Origin of the sequence: Caballeronia sordidicola (genome assembly GCF_002220365.1) — a bacterium.
Classification (GTDB): Bacteria; Pseudomonadota; Gammaproteobacteria; order Burkholderiales; family Burkholderiaceae; genus Caballeronia; species Caballeronia sordidicola_C.
In genome coordinates this window covers 17,216-32,967 of the sequence record NZ_MTHB01000160.1, presented here as the reverse complement: position 1 = coordinate 32,967, position 15,752 = coordinate 17,216, and the positions used below count along the sequence as shown (strand labels likewise).

At 59.6% G+C, this 15,752-nt stretch carries 14 protein-coding genes and 1 pseudogene; 8 read left to right on the top strand and 7 right to left on the bottom strand.

Annotation, left to right across the window (positions count from 1 at the left end):
• Window positions 1-353: 353 nt before the first annotated feature.
• The 4 genes and pseudogenes from BSU04_RS47860 to BSU04_RS23855 form a co-directional block, all read right to left on the bottom strand.
• A pseudogene (locus BSU04_RS47860) lies at window positions 354-512 on the bottom strand (DUF1275 domain-containing protein); the annotation flags it as partial.
• A 338-nt stretch (window positions 513-850) separates the two neighbouring features.
• Window positions 851-1,291 carry an SET domain-containing protein gene (locus BSU04_RS23860; RefSeq protein WP_089162901.1) on the bottom strand — a complete coding sequence of 147 codons (441 nt, stop codon included), beginning with the start codon at window positions 1,289-1,291 and terminating at the stop codon, window positions 851-853.
• 101 nt (window positions 1,292-1,392) lie between these two features.
• Window positions 1,393-1,542 carry a hypothetical protein gene (locus BSU04_RS46570; protein ID WP_179258418.1) on the bottom strand — a complete coding sequence of 50 codons (150 nt, stop codon included), beginning with the start codon at window positions 1,540-1,542 and terminating at the stop codon, window positions 1,393-1,395.
• Between the two features lie 64 nt (window positions 1,543-1,606).
• Window positions 1,607-1,945, bottom strand: a complete 339-nt coding sequence (locus BSU04_RS23855; RefSeq protein WP_089162900.1) for an SDR family NAD(P)-dependent oxidoreductase — start codon at window positions 1,943-1,945, stop codon at window positions 1,607-1,609.
• Window positions 1,946-2,730: 785 nt separating this feature from the next.
• Here BSU04_RS23855 and BSU04_RS48570 point away from each other — a divergent pair.
• The 8 genes from BSU04_RS48570 (at window position 2,731) to BSU04_RS23820 (ending at window position 11,072) form a co-directional block, all read left to right on the top strand.
• Entirely contained in the window at window positions 2,731-3,183 is a 453-nt protein-coding gene (locus tag BSU04_RS48570) for a hypothetical protein (RefSeq protein WP_306427217.1), read from the top strand.
• 176 nt (window positions 3,184-3,359) lie between these two features.
• Window positions 3,360-4,310, top strand: a complete 951-nt coding sequence (locus BSU04_RS48565) for a sensor histidine kinase (protein ID WP_306427216.1) — start codon at window positions 3,360-3,362, stop codon at window positions 4,308-4,310.
• Window positions 4,292-5,665, top strand: a complete 1,374-nt coding sequence (locus BSU04_RS23845; RefSeq protein ID WP_089162899.1) for a sigma-54-dependent transcriptional regulator — start codon at window positions 4,292-4,294, stop codon at window positions 5,663-5,665. The genes BSU04_RS48565 and BSU04_RS23845 overlap by 19 nt, the downstream gene beginning before the upstream one ends.
• A 368-nt stretch (window positions 5,666-6,033) precedes the next feature.
• Entirely contained in the window at window positions 6,034-6,675 is a 642-nt protein-coding gene (locus BSU04_RS23840) for a hypothetical protein (protein WP_256983258.1), read from the top strand.
• Window positions 6,676-6,700: 25 nt separating this feature from the next.
• On the top strand, window positions 6,701-7,267 hold the full coding sequence (locus tag BSU04_RS23835; RefSeq protein WP_089162898.1) for a hypothetical protein: 567 nt from the start codon (window positions 6,701-6,703) through the stop codon (window positions 7,265-7,267).
• A gap of 52 nt (window positions 7,268-7,319) precedes the next feature.
• A complete protein-coding gene (locus BSU04_RS23830; RefSeq protein ID WP_089162897.1) occupies window positions 7,320-8,486 on the top strand; it encodes a metallophosphoesterase family protein in 1,167 nt (388 codons plus the stop codon).
• Window positions 8,487-8,578: 92 nt separating this feature from the next.
• Window positions 8,579-9,793 carry an MFS transporter gene (locus BSU04_RS23825; protein WP_256983257.1) on the top strand — a complete coding sequence of 405 codons (1,215 nt, stop codon included), beginning with the start codon at window positions 8,579-8,581 and terminating at the stop codon, window positions 9,791-9,793.
• 7 nt (window positions 9,794-9,800) lie between these two features.
• Window positions 9,801-11,072: an arsenic transporter gene (locus BSU04_RS23820; protein WP_089162895.1), complete on the top strand. Its 1,272-nt coding sequence runs from the start codon at window positions 9,801-9,803 to the stop codon at window positions 11,070-11,072.
• Window positions 11,073-11,333: 261 nt separating this feature from the next.
• Here BSU04_RS23820 and BSU04_RS23815 read toward each other — a convergent pair whose 3' ends face one another.
• The 3 genes from BSU04_RS23815 to BSU04_RS23805 are packed head-to-tail and all read right to left on the bottom strand — an operon-like array spanning window position 11,334 to window position 15,183.
• On the bottom strand, window positions 11,334-13,649 hold the full coding sequence (locus BSU04_RS23815; protein WP_218827340.1) for a xanthine dehydrogenase family protein molybdopterin-binding subunit: 2,316 nt from the start codon (window positions 13,647-13,649) through the stop codon (window positions 11,334-11,336).
• Window positions 13,649-14,635 carry an FAD binding domain-containing protein gene (locus tag BSU04_RS23810; RefSeq protein ID WP_089162894.1) on the bottom strand — a complete coding sequence of 329 codons (987 nt, stop codon included), beginning with the start codon at window positions 14,633-14,635 and terminating at the stop codon, window positions 13,649-13,651. The genes BSU04_RS23815 and BSU04_RS23810 overlap by 1 nt, the downstream gene beginning before the upstream one ends.
• On the bottom strand, window positions 14,635-15,183 hold the full coding sequence (locus BSU04_RS23805) for a 2Fe-2S iron-sulfur cluster-binding protein (RefSeq protein ID WP_089162903.1): 549 nt from the start codon (window positions 15,181-15,183) through the stop codon (window positions 14,635-14,637). Before BSU04_RS23805 ends, BSU04_RS23810 begins: the two co-directional genes overlap by 1 nt.
• Window positions 15,184-15,752: the final 569 nt, after the last annotated feature.

The window sequence follows — 15,752 nt, the reverse complement described above, 5'->3', positions numbered from 1 at the left end:
CCATACATATGTGCCATAGACAGTTTGCGTCCTGCCTGTTAAGCGGTGTAGGCAGGGGTGACATTTCAACCCTCAGATGCGTTTCAATAGGTTCGTGTTCCTCAACCGTCCCACGCTCAGCCTAGAGACTCATCTCGGCGTAACCACTTCGCCTCAAGCCCCGTTTCCCACGGACTACGTCACCTTGCCAGTGTCAGCAAGTCACCGCCGCTTCGGCTCACTTCTTCTCGCAGCAGAAGAAGGGCATGTTCCTGGTACTGCCACATCAACTTCGCCAGGTAATGCATTCCAAACATGCTCAAGCAGCTTCACCCCCGTATGGGCGGGCTACGCTGGCTGGGCGTACGGTATGGGATATCGGCGCCGCGCAGTTTCGCGATAATCGCGTTTTGTAGCCCCACGATGAAACCGAGGACCACGACCGTTGTCGGCCCGAACAGGGTTTCCCAAAGGAGCAGATGACTACCGAGTAGCCCAAAACACAGGAGCAAACTAGCTTCGATCAGCAACGGGTGCCGTCAAAACTCGGACGCCAACGGACGATAGCGGCGCTGCACAATTAATCAAATCAAGCACGTGTTGTGCTGTGCTGTGATTGTCCGCGGCTCAACCGATGGGAGCACGGTTTGTGCCGATTGTATGCAGTGGGACTTCCAGATCGTAAGCGTACAAACCATCCCGAATCTTGACGGCACCCCAACAACGTCCCTGCGGATAGTTGGTCTTGCCTCCCAGACTAAATCTGGACAGCATTAATGCGCCGTAGGGGCCTTGAGAGACACTCGCAGGTTTCGCGATTGCGGTCTCGAGATGAAAAGCGCACGGCAGTCGTCAGAACGCTGCGTTCGACTTACCGTGGGGCAAGCATGGATCCTCGGCAATGCCGGGTGCCGCATCGACAAGCATGCAGCTTTTTGACAGCCGCCGTGCGCCGGCCTTTGATGTCGAGTAGATAGTCGATGAACAACTCTTCGCCAGCCGTGATGTCGGTGAGCGCCCGGACAAACACACGACGCCCTTCTTGCTCCGTCTCACAGTTCGGCTCGCAGCAATGGTTGAGCCAACGTGCAGAATTCCCGCCGCGTGCACCGTCGATGACGTATCGGTCGTCCAGCCCAAAGAAAAACGTGTGGCCATCCTCAGCCCCGTTGCGTTGATAACGCGGGCTTGCGACGCGCCAGGAGGTCACTTCACCTTTGTATTCGACGAGTAACTCCCCGGACCGGATCTTTGTTAAAGCGAACACACCTCGGCCATGAACGGGTGAGCGACGGACAACAATTCGGCGCATAACAAAACCTATGATTTGAAAAACACGGCTGAGACAATTGGCTAGTAGACGCCATTGCAGGTGCCGCAATTGGCATCATCCAGTTCTTGCTTGCACATCGGCTAGTCGTCGCTTGCGTCAGGATGTAGCAACGCGAGCCGTTGCTGCGGTCGCCGACCGAGACGACAGCCGATGTCGTCGACCACGATGGTGAATGGAAAACGCCCCTCGGATTTTCGTCCGAGGTCGAGGAGCTCAAGTTGATCACACATGAGGGCGCTCCTGCGCGCAACGCGGCTTCGAGTTCATGGGTAAGGACATAGGGGGCAAGATGATTCACTGCCAACACACGCTCGTGGCCTTCGGCCGTGACCTGCCGACGCGCGGTGAACATACCCGCATTGTGACGAGTAGCGCGACGCGTGGATGTCTTGCCGCTATCTCCTGGCCTGCGCGCTGCGTCGCAGCCATCGAACGGAGATCGGCGAGCTGCACTTCGATACTGGAACTCGGTACGCGCAGCCCGATCCACGCGGCGGCGGCGTTCCCGCGCGCGGGGTCGCGGGCGATCATGACCACGTGATGCCCGGCACGGGCGAGCCCCAGCGCGATCCAGCGGCCGATGCCGCCGGTGGCGCCGGTCACGACGGCGACTTGTTGCTCGCTTTCATTCATGCGGGCTTGACCTTGCGGAACGGAGTAAATGGGGCTGGCATGGCTCTCTCTTTGTCGCCGATGCAATGGGGATCATAGCTCGACACGATCGGAGAGTAGGATTTTTAACGATTTCCCTGCGGTAGTCCATGATCCGCACTCGGCCGATAAGACTCAGCTGAACTCCTCGGAACACGGTTCATTTCGAAAGATATCTTGAGCTAGTTGAGCGCCGGCTTTGGCCGAACACGAGTCTTACGACGGCCCGATGGCCGTCACGTGCAGGAAGCCGGACAAAAGGCCAACGTCTTTGAAGCCACCTACCCCGACGCAGCGCGCCGGCCCCTCGTGGTCACTTGGAGCACACTCGATGACCTGCGGTTTCTGCTCGCTGCTGTTTAGAGCGGGCTTGCCAGCGTGTTGACGTTTCGTTGTCGCTTGTCGTCCCGGCCGAGCATTGGCCCTTTCTCTGCTGCAGGCGCTCGCCGCCCCTATCAAATTCATTCCCGATGCGTCGCGGTTCGTGTTGGCGACCGGCATTCATGTTGAAGCCGCAGTCTATGCGCAGTCTATGAGTTGTGAACTGTCAATTTTTCGGACACCGAGTGTTTGATTTGTGGACACTACGGTCCTCTTCCGCTGGAGTTTCAGCTCCCGGCACCGCAGCCCGTGTCCTTCGAGGCGGGAAAAACGTCAATAGCTGTCCAGGCACCAAATGTGCTATAGGCGTAACGCTCCTCCATCACAGCATTTTCGAAACGGCGCTTATAAATTGATTGCCGATTTTGCCAAGGACCCTCCCATCAATGAAGCGATTATCGTTTGCAACCCAGTTGGTGCTCCTTTGGGCGCTGATTGCAGTGGTCTGCACGGTGCTCGCCGGAGTAATTTGGCTTCTCATTCAGTCAGACCAAAGCCGGCAAATCTCGTTGGCGAGCCAGCAGTCGGCGAGCGCCTGCGAGCATGTCGCTTCCCGCTATTCGCTCTCAAGGCAGTTGAATTCGGATCCGTACAACGCCGATTTGATGCATGCAGTGCTCGACGTCGTCTTGGTTCAGGTACCAGCTGTTGAAGGCGGTTTTTGGAGTTCGCGCGTAGCCGCCCGGTCCGGGTCGGCGTTGGGAACAGGGAGTTCGAGTGACCACGACAGTTCCGCCTCAACCCCGGCGGTCAATCCGAACGGTTTCCTTGCGTACTCGTTTCCAACGTATCAGGGAAGTGGCGTCAAGCGCGACATCCCGGAGCGGAAACACCGTTAATACTTCGTGCTTTGAGGCGCGCGGCGACATCACACTCCTCGGTATCTGACTCTGTACGCGCGGGGCAAGGCGCAACGGTAGTTGCAGCATGCGCCGTGAACGGTGTGCCGAGTCTGTACGCCTGGACACTTACCCGAGCCCAAGCGCCACTTGGGCCGTACGGACAAATTCTGGTCTTGTCTTTGGCGGTCGTTCTCGCCGGTATCCTTTTTGTTGCCGTCGTTCTGGGTTTCGCGCTACGTCGGTGGAAAACCAATCTGTCACGGCTCGAACTCGGGCTCGCTCCGCAACCGGACACCGGGTCCATGGTGCGGTTGCCGTCGGTTGGGGAGCCCGACCTCGACAAAATCGTCCACGCGTTTAACACCTACGTCGCCCATGCTGAGGCACTTCAACGGCGCACAGTTGCCCTGGGCGATCAACTAATACAGGCCGAACGTTTCGTCTCCCTCGGCCGGTTGGCGGCGCAAGTGGCCCACGAAATTCGCAACCCTCTTGGCGCGGTCAGGCTGAAGGTCGAAAACGCTATCGCTAGCGATGGCAGCCGGCAGCGTGAATCCCTGATCTCGGTCCTCGTCCAGGTCGAACGTATCGAAACGCAGGTATCCAGCCTCCTCGCATTGACACAGCCCGTGACCGTTTCGAAGAAAGCGACGAACATAGTCGATTGGCTGGCGAAAACCGTCATTGCGCATGATGAACAGGCCGCATTGAGAAACGTAAATCTAAGCGTTGACCTGGAGGCGTTGCAATCGGACAAACTGGAGCCCGGGAATTGCTCCGCGAATATCGACCCCGCGCAAATGGCTCGCGCCATGGACAACCTTGTTTTGAACGCCATAAGGCACGCACCCCACGACGGCAAGGTCGTCGTACGGGCGCGCGGGATTTGCGCCCCCGAGGGCAAAACTTTGCGATTGGTCGTTATCGACAACGGACCGGGAGTTCCTGCCTCCGACCGGGAACGTATCTTCGAGCCTTTCGTCACTGGCAGGCCTGACGGCTCGGGACTTGGTCTGGCCGTTGCTCGGGAAGTTGCCACAGCGCATGGCGGCCGGGCCTATGTCGCGGACTCCGACCATGGCGCGTGTTTTGTAATTGATATCCCATGGCACACATACTCGTAGTCGACGACGATGAAGGATTCCGCGAAGGTCTCGTTGAGACTCTGGTTGACCTTGGACACCGTGTAGACGAAGCGACCTCAGGTGAGCAAGCACTCGACATGCTTCAACAGGCGAGCGCGTTCACCTGCGTCTTCCTGGACTTCCGCCTTCCCGGCATGGATGGCCTCGCGGTACTGGAGGCCATTCGAGCCAAGCCCCAATGGCAACTGCTCCCGGTCGTGATGCTCACTGGCTTTGCAACCAGCGACAACACCATCGGAGCCATGACGCTAGGCGCGTTCGATCATCTGACCAAGCCCGTCGGCAGGCTGGCAATTCAGTCGTTGCTTGAACGCATTGTCTCGTCCGAAGCCTCTTCGGAAGCGCTTGATGAGCCAGCGTCCTCCTTCAGTCCTGAGACCGCCGGCAAGAAGCCTCGCCTGCTCGGGGTTAGCGACACCCTGCGCGAAGTACAGAAGCAAATCGGGCGGGCAGCTTCATCAGACGCCACCGTTCTCATCACAGGAGAAACTGGCACCGGCAAGGAAGTCGCCGCCCGCGTTCTTCATGATGTATCGAAGCGCCGTGGCCAGCCTTTCGTGGCCGTGAATTGTGCGGCGGTTCCCGCAGACCTGCTGGAGAGCGAACTGTTCGGACACGTCAAAGGCGCATTCACCGGCGCGGCCAACGACCGTGTTGGATGCATTGCCGCAGCCGACGGTGGAACGTTGCTGTTGGACGAAATTGGCGACATGCCATCGTCCATGCAAGCCAAGCTTCTGCGGGTCATACAGGAGCGCTATGTCACGCCTATAGGCACCAATCGTCAGGTGCCGGTGAACATACGGCTCGTCGCGGCGACTCACCGAGATTTGAAGGCAATGGTCGAATCGGGCGAGTTTCGTGAGGATTTACTCTATCGCTTGAGCGTCATTCCGATTCGCCTGCCTCCCCTGCGGGAGCGCCTGGCTGACATCCTGCCGCTCGCCGAGCACTTTCTCGCTGATGCTGCGCTTGCCAGAGGATATCCAATGCGGCTCTCGGGGCCAGCTCAGCGGTTATTGGTCACGTATCGATGGCCGGGAAACGTCCGGGAACTCAAGAACGCCATTGAGCGCACGTGCGCTCTTGCTCCCGGGCCGGCTATTACTGCGGATGACTTAGCGTTTCTTATCCAAAAGCCAGGCGAGGCAGGCTCACTCTTGCCGCCCGAATTGCTCGAGATGGCTCTCCCGGCGGCCGTGGAAACGGTCGAGCGCGCGTTGATACGCAACGCCTTGGCACTCGCCGGGAACAACCGTGCCGATGCGGCGCGCCGACTCGGCATCAGCCGGCAAACGCTGTACGCAAAGTTGGCCAGCCTTGGCATCGAATAACGTGTCCAGAAATCCAACGTCGGAGTGTCGGGCTACTTGACACTCGCGTAACCTATCCGGCTGTGAACCCGGCTGTGAACCCTTATGGGCGGGTCGCCGAGCAATTGGCACAGAGCTTGCAATTATCTTCATGTTGTTCAATGGAGAAAATCATGCACTCGAAGTCAATATCTCGCATCGCGAACCTATGCGAACTTACGAGCGACACACGTTCGGGTTCGAACCTCAGGCATCTCGCACGCGCTGCGGCGAGTTCTCTTGTAGTCGTCGCAACCGCATGCGCTGCGCAAACGGCGCCTGCGCCGGCACCCGGAAATATACCTGCACGGCCGCCTGTCGCTGCCGCACCCGTGGGCAGTCCCCCGGACATGGCACCCCTGGTCCCGCCGCCTGCGCCGACGCCCTTGATAGCGCAACAACAATCGCCCGGTGCAAGCGGGTCGACAAGCGGGTCGACAAGCGGGACGACAAGCGGGTCGATAAGCCGGTTCGTCATCAATCCCGAAGGCAATGTCGACGGCTTCATCCTCGCCGACGGCGCACTCGTTCACTTTCCACCGCACATGAGTTCGCAGCTAGTCGCTCTGGTACAAAGGGGTGACGCCATTCGAATCGCCGGCTTGCGAGACGGCGCGGGCAATGTGAGTGCCCAGCAGATCACTAACGAGCGAACCGGGCAAACGCTCAACGACCAACCACCACCCGTTGATGCGCCGCGCACACCGCCGGCACTGCGTGGCGCAGGCCTCGTCAAGCTCAGCGTCAAGGGGACCGTGATGCGAGTCACCACTGCGCCGCGAGGCGAACCCGATGGCGTGATTCTCAAGGACGGGACCATCATCAAGATGCCACCGCCCGTCGCTCAGCAGTTCATGACCCTCTTGCGTCCCGACGCGGTCGTCGCTGCTCGCGGTTATGGCACACGCAATCAGTACGGCGAGGCGCTGCAAGCAACTGCGTTCGGCACGCCGGACAACATCACCCAGCTCTACAACGACCTCCCCAACTAATTTCCCCACTTTTCGGAGTATGACCATGCATTGGATCGACCCAAGCTGCCTGCAGGAAACGCGCGGTACCGTGACTCAATTTCTGCTGAACCCGCATGGAGAGCTTGACGGCTTCGTCCTCGGTAAGAACAAGCAGGTGCATTTTCCGCCGCATATGTCAAAGCAGGTCGCCAAGCACATCAGTATCGGCGACCAGGTAAAAGTGCGCGGTGTGAAACCACGTTCAGCCGACATCGTAGCGGCGGTCCTGCTGACCTCTAGTTCTGGTGTCGCGATACTTGACGAGGGGCCGCATCACGATGGCGAGAAGCGCGAAAAGCCTCATGTAGAGAAGCGGCCGATGGAAGCCACAGGTGAAGTGAAACTCTCGCTGTATGGGCCTAAAGGAGAACTCCGTGGGGCCCTGCTAACGGACGGAACGGTTGTTCGCATGCCCCCGCCTGCGGCAGCCGAACTGTCGGGCTACCTTGAGCCGGGCGCTCACATTCAGGTGTGGGGCCATGGGGTGAAGAACCAGTATGGTCGCACCATCGAAGTAGACGACATCGCAGAACTGGTGGATGCAGAGAGCGCGGAAGTTCCGGCCGAATAAACCGGCGCCACGCAATCTCGACTCAATCTAATCTTTCGAAGGAGAACGCAAGATGGCCCAAGAGCGGACGGGAACCTTGGAATCGACAATTTCAAAAAGAAGCGCGCCGCTTGTATGGATGCACATCGGAGACTTGCATCTGACAGACCCCGAACTACCAAACCATCTTGCGCTCCGGGACATCATTTTGCAGGCCAACGCGCACCTCGCACGACACATCGACTTTGCAGTGCTCCCAGGCGACAACACCGATGACGGAACTGCCGAGCAGTATGAAATACTCCGCTCGGAGTTGGACCAGCTTGAGATGCCGATTCACATCATTCCCGGTGACCATGATTTCAAGTCGCGTAGCCTGAACGCATTTCACGAAGTTCTCGGTGCGCAACAACTACCCAACGCAGTGACGATTGGCGACTGCAGGTGTCTATTTTTAGATTACGTCGCGGCAGGCACCGGCGGCCCCGATTTCAAACTCGGCGAAAGACAACTTCGGTGGCTTGAGGAAGAGCTGGAACATGCATCGACCCAAGGTCTCGAAACAGCCGTTTTCGCTCACGCCTATCCTGCTGACCTGGCCGACGCCGACGAAGCGAAAGTGTTCCATAAGATGCTGGGCGACTATCGCGTTATGGTCGTCGATATGGGGCATACGCACTACAACGAACTTGCGAATGACGGCACGACGATTTATGCGGCAACCCGCTCGACGGGGCAGATAGAGGAAGGACCGGCGGGATTTTCTATGCTCGCCATCGACGGGGATGTAGTCAGTTGGCGCTTTAAGACGCTGGACCAGCCGTGGCCGGTAGCGATGATTACCTCGCCCGCTGACCGCCGTCTGGTCACTCGGCCGCACTCGCTCAACCACATCCCGTCCGGCCGAACCATGGTCCATGCAAAAGCGTGGAGCGCTGAAGGCATCGCACTGGTCGAGTGTCGAATTGGAGACACTGAGTGGCAGCTTATGGGCCTCGACGCATTGACGCAATCATGGACGCTTGGATGCGCGATACCAGAGGGATCTTTCAAGATTTTAGTTCGGGCAACTGACCTGCGCGGTTCGAGCGATATCGACAGCGTTGACGTCGTCACGACAAGCGATGACCTCCAGCAGCGGTGCGCGAATGGCAGCGACGATGACGCAGTCGGCGCCTGGGAGGAGAAACACATCGTCGGCACACAGCTCGGTCCTAATCGCAACGGGAGAAAATGGTGAGTTCTCGCCCATGCGAACCGCCGGCCGGCGGCGAATCAGCGAAGTCCCCTTCCGGTCGCAGCCTGCGCGGCCTTGACGGTCTGAATTTCTTGATGGCTGATGTGCGGGACGGCTTGGGCCCGTTTCTGTCGGTCTATCTCAAGGGGACTCAACATTGGGGCTCAGGCAACATCGGCCTTGTCATGGCAGCAAGTGGCATCGCGGCAGCCATATGCCAAATCCCCGCCGGCTTGTTAGTTGACGCCGTTCGTGCAAAGCGCCTGCTCATTGCGATTTCGGGTCTGCTGGTCGCCGCGGGGTGCCTGCTCATCGCGTTCTTCCCCAAGCTACCCACGGTGCTGGCGGCGCAAATCACGCTAGGCGCGGCATCGGCCATCATTCCACCGTGCCTTGCTGCGCTGAGTCTCGGTATCGTAGGTCACCGTTTGCTGCCCGCCCGAATAAGCCGCAACGAGAGCTTCAATCACGCAGGCAACTTCATGGCAGCGTTACTGGCCGGTGCACTGGGTCAGTATGTCGGCGTCATCTGGCTGTTCTATCTTATCTGCGGATTCGCAGTGGCGAGTGCTGTTGTGGTGCTACTCATCAAGCCCAACGAAATTGACCACGAGCTTGCACGAGGCTCGGAGAGCCCGGCAGAAGACGGCGCCCGGCACCATCCCGTCGCTTTCTCTGAGCTTTGGAAGAAGCGAGACCTTAAGGTATTCATTATATCCGTCGTTCTTTTCCACTTCGGAAACGCAGCGATGCTGCCACTTGCAGGCCAAGTCATCGCGAAGACTCATCCTGGCATGGATGTCATTGCATTGAGCGCATGCGTTATCGCCGCGCAGTTGGTGATGGTCGGAGTTGCAGCGGTGGTCGGGCGTGCGATGCGCAAGGGCATTGGTCGAAAGAAGATTTTCTTGGTCGCGCTCGCGGTGCTGCCTGTCAGGGGCGTCCTCTTTGCAATGACCAGCAGCCCTTATGCTGTCGTCGCCATTCAACTGCTCGATGGCTTGGCCGCAGGCATCTTTGGCGTCATCGCTGTCGTCATTGCATCGGACTTAATGCGGGGGACGGGCCGCTTCAATCTCGCGCAAGGATTGATGGCGTTGGCAGTAGGAGTGGGTGCGGCGCTAAGCAATGTCACAGGAGGTTACGTCGTCGAGAAATTCGGCTTCACAGCAGGGTTTCTCACTTTGTCTGCCATCGGTGGGCTCGCGCTTATATTTTTTGCCGTGTTTATGCCTGAGACCACACCTCGTGAGGACAGTACCGCCGCCCAGGGTACCGGCTCGCAGGATTTAATTCCCACGCCTCCATGATTGCCCAATGAACGCACTACTAAGCTCACCATTTTCTGTCTGGACCATCGCGGCAGTATCGGCTCTAGCCGTCTTCACCCGCCCTTTCAAACTGCCGGAAGCGGTGTGGGCCGTGCTGGGGGCGTTGGCCTTGTGTGGATCCGGCATGCTCCCCTGGTCCGACGCCCTGCATGCAATTGGCAAGGGCACCGATGTATACCTGTTTTTAACGGGCATGATGATGGCGTCGGAACTTGCCAGGAAGGAGGGATTGTTCGCCTACCTGGCGGCGCTGGCGGCGCAGCGAGCGGCAGGCTCCGCGAAGCGGCTGTTTTTCCTGATGTACTGCGTCGGTACGGTCGTGACCATATTCATGTCTAACGATGCAACGGCAGTTGTGCTGACGCCTGCGGTCCTTGCGGTGGTGCATGCGGTCAAAGCCGAAAAGCCGCTACCCTATCTTTACATTTGTGCGTTCATCGCCAACGCCGCGAGTTTTGTGCTGCCGATTTCGAATCCCGCAAATCTGGTGATTTTTCGGGACCATATGCCGACGTTGATGCACTGGCTTGGTCGTTTCGCTATTCCGTCAGTATTAAGCATCGTCGCCACGTATTCGGTCCTTCGTTTCATGCAACGCGACGCGCTAACACAGCCAATTGAAGCCGATGTCGACGTGCCTGCTCTTTCGGGCGCCGGTAAAGCGACGGGTTTGGGAATTATTGTCATGGCAGTCGTGATGCTCGCGGCGTCTGCATTCGGCGTCCCGCTCGGCCTTCCCACGTTCTGCGCAGGCCTCGCACTATTCATCTCCAGCTGCCTTCTCAAGCGGACATTTCTAACTGGACATCTCGCGGAAATATCGTGGTCCGTACTCCCCCTCGTCGCAGGGCTGTTCGTATTGGTCGAAGGTCTTCAGCATACCGGCGTCATCAACCATCTCGCTCAGGTCATGCAAACGGCCGCGCAAGCTATCCCTGCGCACGCCGGCTGGATTTCAGGCGCCGTTATAGCCGTTGCATGCAATCTCATCAATAACTTGCCCGCAGGCCTCATTGCGGGGTCAGCGCTCACGGCTGCGCACGCCCCTATCCCCGTCGCAAGTGCGGTATTGGTAGGTGTCGACCTCGGGCCGAACTTCTCGGTCACGGGCTCCCTTGCCACGATTCTTTGGCTGACGGCGCTTCGCCGCGACGGCATCGAAGTGAGCGCATGGTCGTTTTTAAAGCTTGGCGTGGTCGTGACCCTGCCAGCGTTGGCGGCTGCACTAGCGGCGGTCGCTGTGAGCGCGAGCATGTGAATTACCTTGGCTGCACGAAACTCTCTAGCGTGCACGTTTCCGTCATTCCGCGGTTTTCGTTTGCAGACAGGCCTGCTCAGCAGAGCACAACGACGCGGACGGGCAATTTCGGGCAAATCCGCATCAAGGCACGGACCGGTGGTTCAGCAAAGGAGATTGTGCTCGCCGACGAGGACCCGCGCGCGTAGGCGCGCGTAGGACAACAGCGGACGTTTGTATCGTCTCCTTTGCTCGCCTTATCCGTTCGCGTCCGTCTTCGGACTAACGAATCACCTTGTCCAATGTGATGGGAAGATCGCGGATTCGCTTGCCGGTGGCGTTGAAGACAGCGTTCGCGACAGCTGCGCCCACCCCGGTAATTCCGATCTCGCCAACGCCGCGCGCGCCCATTGGCGTGTGAGGGTCAGCTTCATCACTCCAGATTATGTCGATCTCTGGCACATCGAGGTGAACTGGCACGTGATAGTCAGCGAGCGATGGGTTCATGACGCGGCCGGTCCTCTCGTCAAACTGGGTTTCCTCCATCAGTGCAAGGCCGAGGCCCATGATGATGCCGCCGCGAAACTGGCTAGCGGCCGTTTTGGCGTTAATGATCCGGCCGCAGTCGAACGAGCCGAGGAAGCGGCTCACGCGGATCTCGCCGGTAATGGAATCGACCCGCACCTCGCAGAAGAGAGCACTGTGGCTGTGCATGGACCAGTGTTGCAACTCAAACGGCATCGGAGCCTCTGCCTCGACAGTGACTTCCTCGCGCTTGGCGCGGGCGAGTATGGAGGCGTAGGTCTCGAATCGGCTCTCGTCCTCCAGGGCACAAAGACCGCCGTCCCGGCCGCCCACCTCGTCCGGTAACAGGCCGGAAAGGGGTGAGCTATTGCCGGCGAACCGGAGCAGTTCCCTGACGAGCTTGTGATGGGCCGCAATCACGGCGGCGCCGATGGCTGCCGTCTGCTGCGAACCGCCGGCCAGCACCACGCCCGGCAACCTTGAGTCCGCGTATTCGAAGTCGACGTCGTTCATGGTCAGCCCGAGGCGCTCGGCGGCGATCTGAGTCTGGGCTGTCGACGTGCCCATGCCCATTTCGTGCGCGGCGATGCTGACGGTGGCGCGCCCTTCGTTGGTCAGGGTGATCCGTGCCGCACCGCCTGGCATCCGATAATAAGGATAAGTACCCGTGGCGCATCCCATGCCGACGAGCCAATCGCCATCTCGCCGTGCGCCCGGCTTTCCACGCGCTCCCCAGCCGAATCGTGCGCGGCCGACCTTCCAAGCCTCGACAATGCCGCGCTGAGAGAAAGGCAACCCAGTCGTCGGATCCTTCTCCGGCTCATTTTTTATCCGCAGTTCGATGGGGTCCATGCCCATCGCGTGGGCGAGCTCATCGATACCGCATTCCAGCCCGAAGGTGCCAACCGCCTCGCCGGGTGCCCGCATGAAGGTATTGGCCGTCATATTCAATTTGACGGTTTCGACGTCGAGCAAGAAGCTTCGGGAAGCATACGCGCTCTTCGCCGGCAAAATGAACGGCTCCGGCATGTTGTTGTGTGGCGTCATTGCGACCGTGCCGGTGTGGATCAGGGCGTCCAGGGTCCCGTCAGCCTGAGCGCCCAGCGCCACGCGCTGTTCAGTGAGGGTGCGGCCGCCGACGATGCGGAACACGCCTTCCCGGGACAGGGTGATCCGTACGGGGCGCTGTGCCAGCTTCGCCGCTGCCGCTGCCAACACCTGATGCTGCCATACCGTTTTTGAACCAAAGCCACCGCCGACAAACGGCGACGTGACGTGCACGTCTTTCTCGTCGATACCGAACACCTCCGCAATGGTCCACGCTTCGTGGGCTACCGCCTGCACGGTGTCGTGAATCCGCAGCTTGTCCTCATCCCAAGCGAGTGTTGCCGCATGCAGTTCGATAGGATTGTGGTTGTGCCGGGGGGTCGTGTAGCGTACGTCGATCTTGTGGGGCGCAGCAGCCAGCATGGCCTCGGCATCCTTGATCTCGAGCTTCAGCGGCTCACCCTGGAAAAGACCGGTTTCCGTACCTTTTGCCTTGGCCGCGTCCAGCGAGGTTACCCCGTCGCTTCCCGCCTCGTAGATGACGTGGATCAGGGACTGGGCATGGTCAGCCTGCTCCTGCGTCTCGGCCAGCACCAAAGCGACCGGCTGGCCATTCCAGTGAACCTGGTCGTCCTGCATGATCGGCAGGTTATCGCCGCCCGCGGCTTTCTGCTGGGTCATGAATGCCGGCATGGGCTTGAGGCGAGGCGCGTTTTTGTAAGTCATCACCAATGCGACGCCTGGCGCGGCCTCGGCAGCCGCGGTGTCCATGCTGACGATGCGACCACGCGCGATAGACGAATACTTGAGCGCCGCGTAGGTCATTCCCTCCATGGGGAATTCGGCCGCGAAGGCTGCCCGGCCGGAAACCTTCAACGGCCCGTCGATCCGGCTGACCGATGCCCCGATCAGGCCGTGCTTGTGGCGCATCAGTGGATCTGGCTTACCGCCGGGAATAAAGCTGTCAGGGGCGAGTGCAATGGCCTTTTTCATCACCGCTTGCATGGCGTCTTTAAGGATGGGCATCAGCGAATCTCCTGAAGAGCGGTCAACTTGACCAACGTGTCGGTGATGACGCGCTGCGCCAGTTCTATCTTGAAAGCGTTGTCGCGAAGACCTTGAGCGGAAACGAGCTCGGTCTGCGCCGCCGCGCGGAACGCCGCCTCAGTCGCCGGCCCGTCCTTGAGGGCCGCCTCGGCCGCGTTGGCGCGCCACGGTTTGTGGGCAACGCCGCCCAACGCGATACGGGCCTCCTTCACGACGCCGTCCTGCACGTCCAGAACCGCCGCCACCGAGATCAGGGCGAAGGCATAGGAGGCGCGGTCGCGCACCTTGCGATAAATGGAACAGCCCGTCAGGCCGGGTGGCAAGGTAATGGCGGTGATCAACTCGCCTGTCTCAAGCACCGTTTCGATGTGTGGCGTTTCGCCAGGCAGGACGTGGAAATCGACCAATGCAATGTCACGCGCGCCGTGCCGGCCCTCCACGGTTACCACCGCATCCAGGGCGGCCAACGCCACGGCCATATCCGAGGGGTGGGTGGCGACGCAGGCAGTGGAGGCCCCAAGGACGGCGTGCATGCGGTTGAAACCCTCTATGGCGTCGCAGCCCGTCCCAGGCGCGCGTTTGTTGCAGTGCGCTGCGTCGTCATAAAAGTAGCCGCAGCGAGTGCGTTGCAGGAGGTTTCCGCCCACCGTCGCCATGTTGCGAATCTGGGCCGACGCACCAGCCAGGATGGCCTCAGACAGCAGCGGATAACGATCGCGCACGCGCCGGTCAGCCGCCACCGCAGTGTTCTTGACCCCGGCGCCGATCCGCAGGCCGCCGTCACCCGCTTCCTCTATCGCGCACGAGAGGCCTGTCACGTCGACCACAACGACGGGATGCTCGATCGTCTCGCGCATCAGGTCGACGAGATTGGTGCCGCCGCCCAGGTATTTGGCGCCCGATTGAGCGCCAAGCGTCAGCGCCGCCTGCAAATCCGAAGCGCGTTCATAGGTAAAGGGGTTCATCAGGCGGCCTCGCGCTTGCTGGGCAGAGTCTTGGGCTCGGTCTCGGGCTCGGCCGTACCGAACGTGTCCTGGATCGCGTCGACGATGCCGTTGTAGGCGCCGCAGCGGCACAGATTGCCACTCATTCGTTCGCGCAGTTCCATGTCTGTAAGCTCGAAGTCCTCAGCAGCCACGTCCTCGCTGACATAGCTTGGCACGCCGCACTTCAGCTCTTGGACCATGCCGATGGCAGAACAGATCTGGCCAGGCGTACAGTAGCCGCACTGGAATCCGTCGTGCTCGACGAAGGCCGCCTGCAACGGGTGGAGCTTGCCCGGTTCGCCTAGCCCTTCAATGGTGGTGATCTCGCAGTCCTGATACTGCACGGCCAAGGCGAGGCAACTGTTGATTCGTGTCCCGTTGACCAGCACGGTGCAAGCGCCGCATGCACCCTGGTTACAGCCCTTTTTTGCGCCAAACAGGTGACGCTGCTCACGGAGCAAATCGAGGAGCGATGTCCTGGGGTCAAAGTCCAGCCCGACCTCATTGCCGTTAATGACGAAATGCATGATTACTCCCATTGGATTCGGGATTACGCCGTGGAGTTGACGCCTCCCGAGCGTCACCGCAAACGCTAACGCCTATGCTACGGATTGATTGACATACCGCGCCTGTCCCAGTGGCCAAAGGCCGGACTTTGCAGCGAACCAGCAGAGACAGGCCGCACTTCCAGTTCAAGTAGACGGTACCTGAATTGGCTGATCGGTATTCGTTCCCAAGATTGCGGATGCAGCAATTCTCGGGCCGCAAGCGTGCATGACCGAACCGAGGACCTTCCTGTCCCGGTCGGTGCTAACGGAACGAGTCTCCCAGGGTGGCACCGACCCGTCCGACATAACAAATAGCGTCTAGCGTCTAAGCGTGAATCACGCGTAAAAACGGGAGCATGAAGGTCTTTCCTTAGGTTGCATCGCCAAAAACCGCAGATTCGGCCCGCGTTCGTCTAATCACAATCAGCATAAATATGCATTCGCAGCGGACGAAACAGGCGCCGTGTCGGTTGGCAGTCCCCAGCAAGCGAGAAGCGGCTGCGCGCGGCAATGTCCAGAAACCAGTTCTCGTTTTCGGGAAACTAAAT

Excerpts from the sequence above, each read along its gene's own strand:
- BSU04_RS23860 (WP_089162901.1), bottom strand. The coding sequence starts at position 1,291 with ATGCGCCGAATTGTTGTCCGTCGCTCACCCGTTCATGGCCGAGGTGTG.
- BSU04_RS46570 (WP_179258418.1), bottom strand. The coding sequence starts at position 1,542 with ATGTGTGATCAACTTGAGCTCCTCGACCTCGGACGAAAATCCGAGGGG.
- BSU04_RS23855 (WP_089162900.1), bottom strand. The coding sequence starts at position 1,945 with ATGAATGAAAGCGAGCAACAAGTCGCCGTCGTGACCGGCGCCACCGGC.
- BSU04_RS48570 (WP_306427217.1), top strand. The coding sequence starts at position 2,731 with ATGAAGCGATTATCGTTTGCAACCCAGTTGGTGCTCCTTTGGGCGCTG.
- BSU04_RS23845 (WP_089162899.1), top strand. The coding sequence starts at position 4,292 with ATGGCACACATACTCGTAGTCGACGACGATGAAGGATTCCGCGAAGGT.
- BSU04_RS23840 (WP_256983258.1), top strand. The coding sequence starts at position 6,034 with ATGGCACCCCTGGTCCCGCCGCCTGCGCCGACGCCCTTGATAGCGCAA.
- BSU04_RS23835 (WP_089162898.1), top strand. The coding sequence starts at position 6,701 with ATGCATTGGATCGACCCAAGCTGCCTGCAGGAAACGCGCGGTACCGTG.
- BSU04_RS23830 (WP_089162897.1), top strand. The coding sequence starts at position 7,320 with ATGGCCCAAGAGCGGACGGGAACCTTGGAATCGACAATTTCAAAAAGA.
- BSU04_RS23825 (WP_256983257.1), top strand. The coding sequence starts at position 8,579 with ATGGCTGATGTGCGGGACGGCTTGGGCCCGTTTCTGTCGGTCTATCTC.
- BSU04_RS23820 (WP_089162895.1), top strand. The coding sequence starts at position 9,801 with ATGAACGCACTACTAAGCTCACCATTTTCTGTCTGGACCATCGCGGCA.
- BSU04_RS23815 (WP_218827340.1), bottom strand. The coding sequence starts at position 13,649 with ATGCCCATCCTTAAAGACGCCATGCAAGCGGTGATGAAAAAGGCCATT.
- BSU04_RS23810 (WP_089162894.1), bottom strand. The coding sequence starts at position 14,635 with ATGAACCCCTTTACCTATGAACGCGCTTCGGATTTGCAGGCGGCGCTG.
- BSU04_RS23805 (WP_089162903.1), bottom strand. The coding sequence starts at position 15,183 with ATGCATTTCGTCATTAACGGCAATGAGGTCGGGCTGGACTTTGACCCC.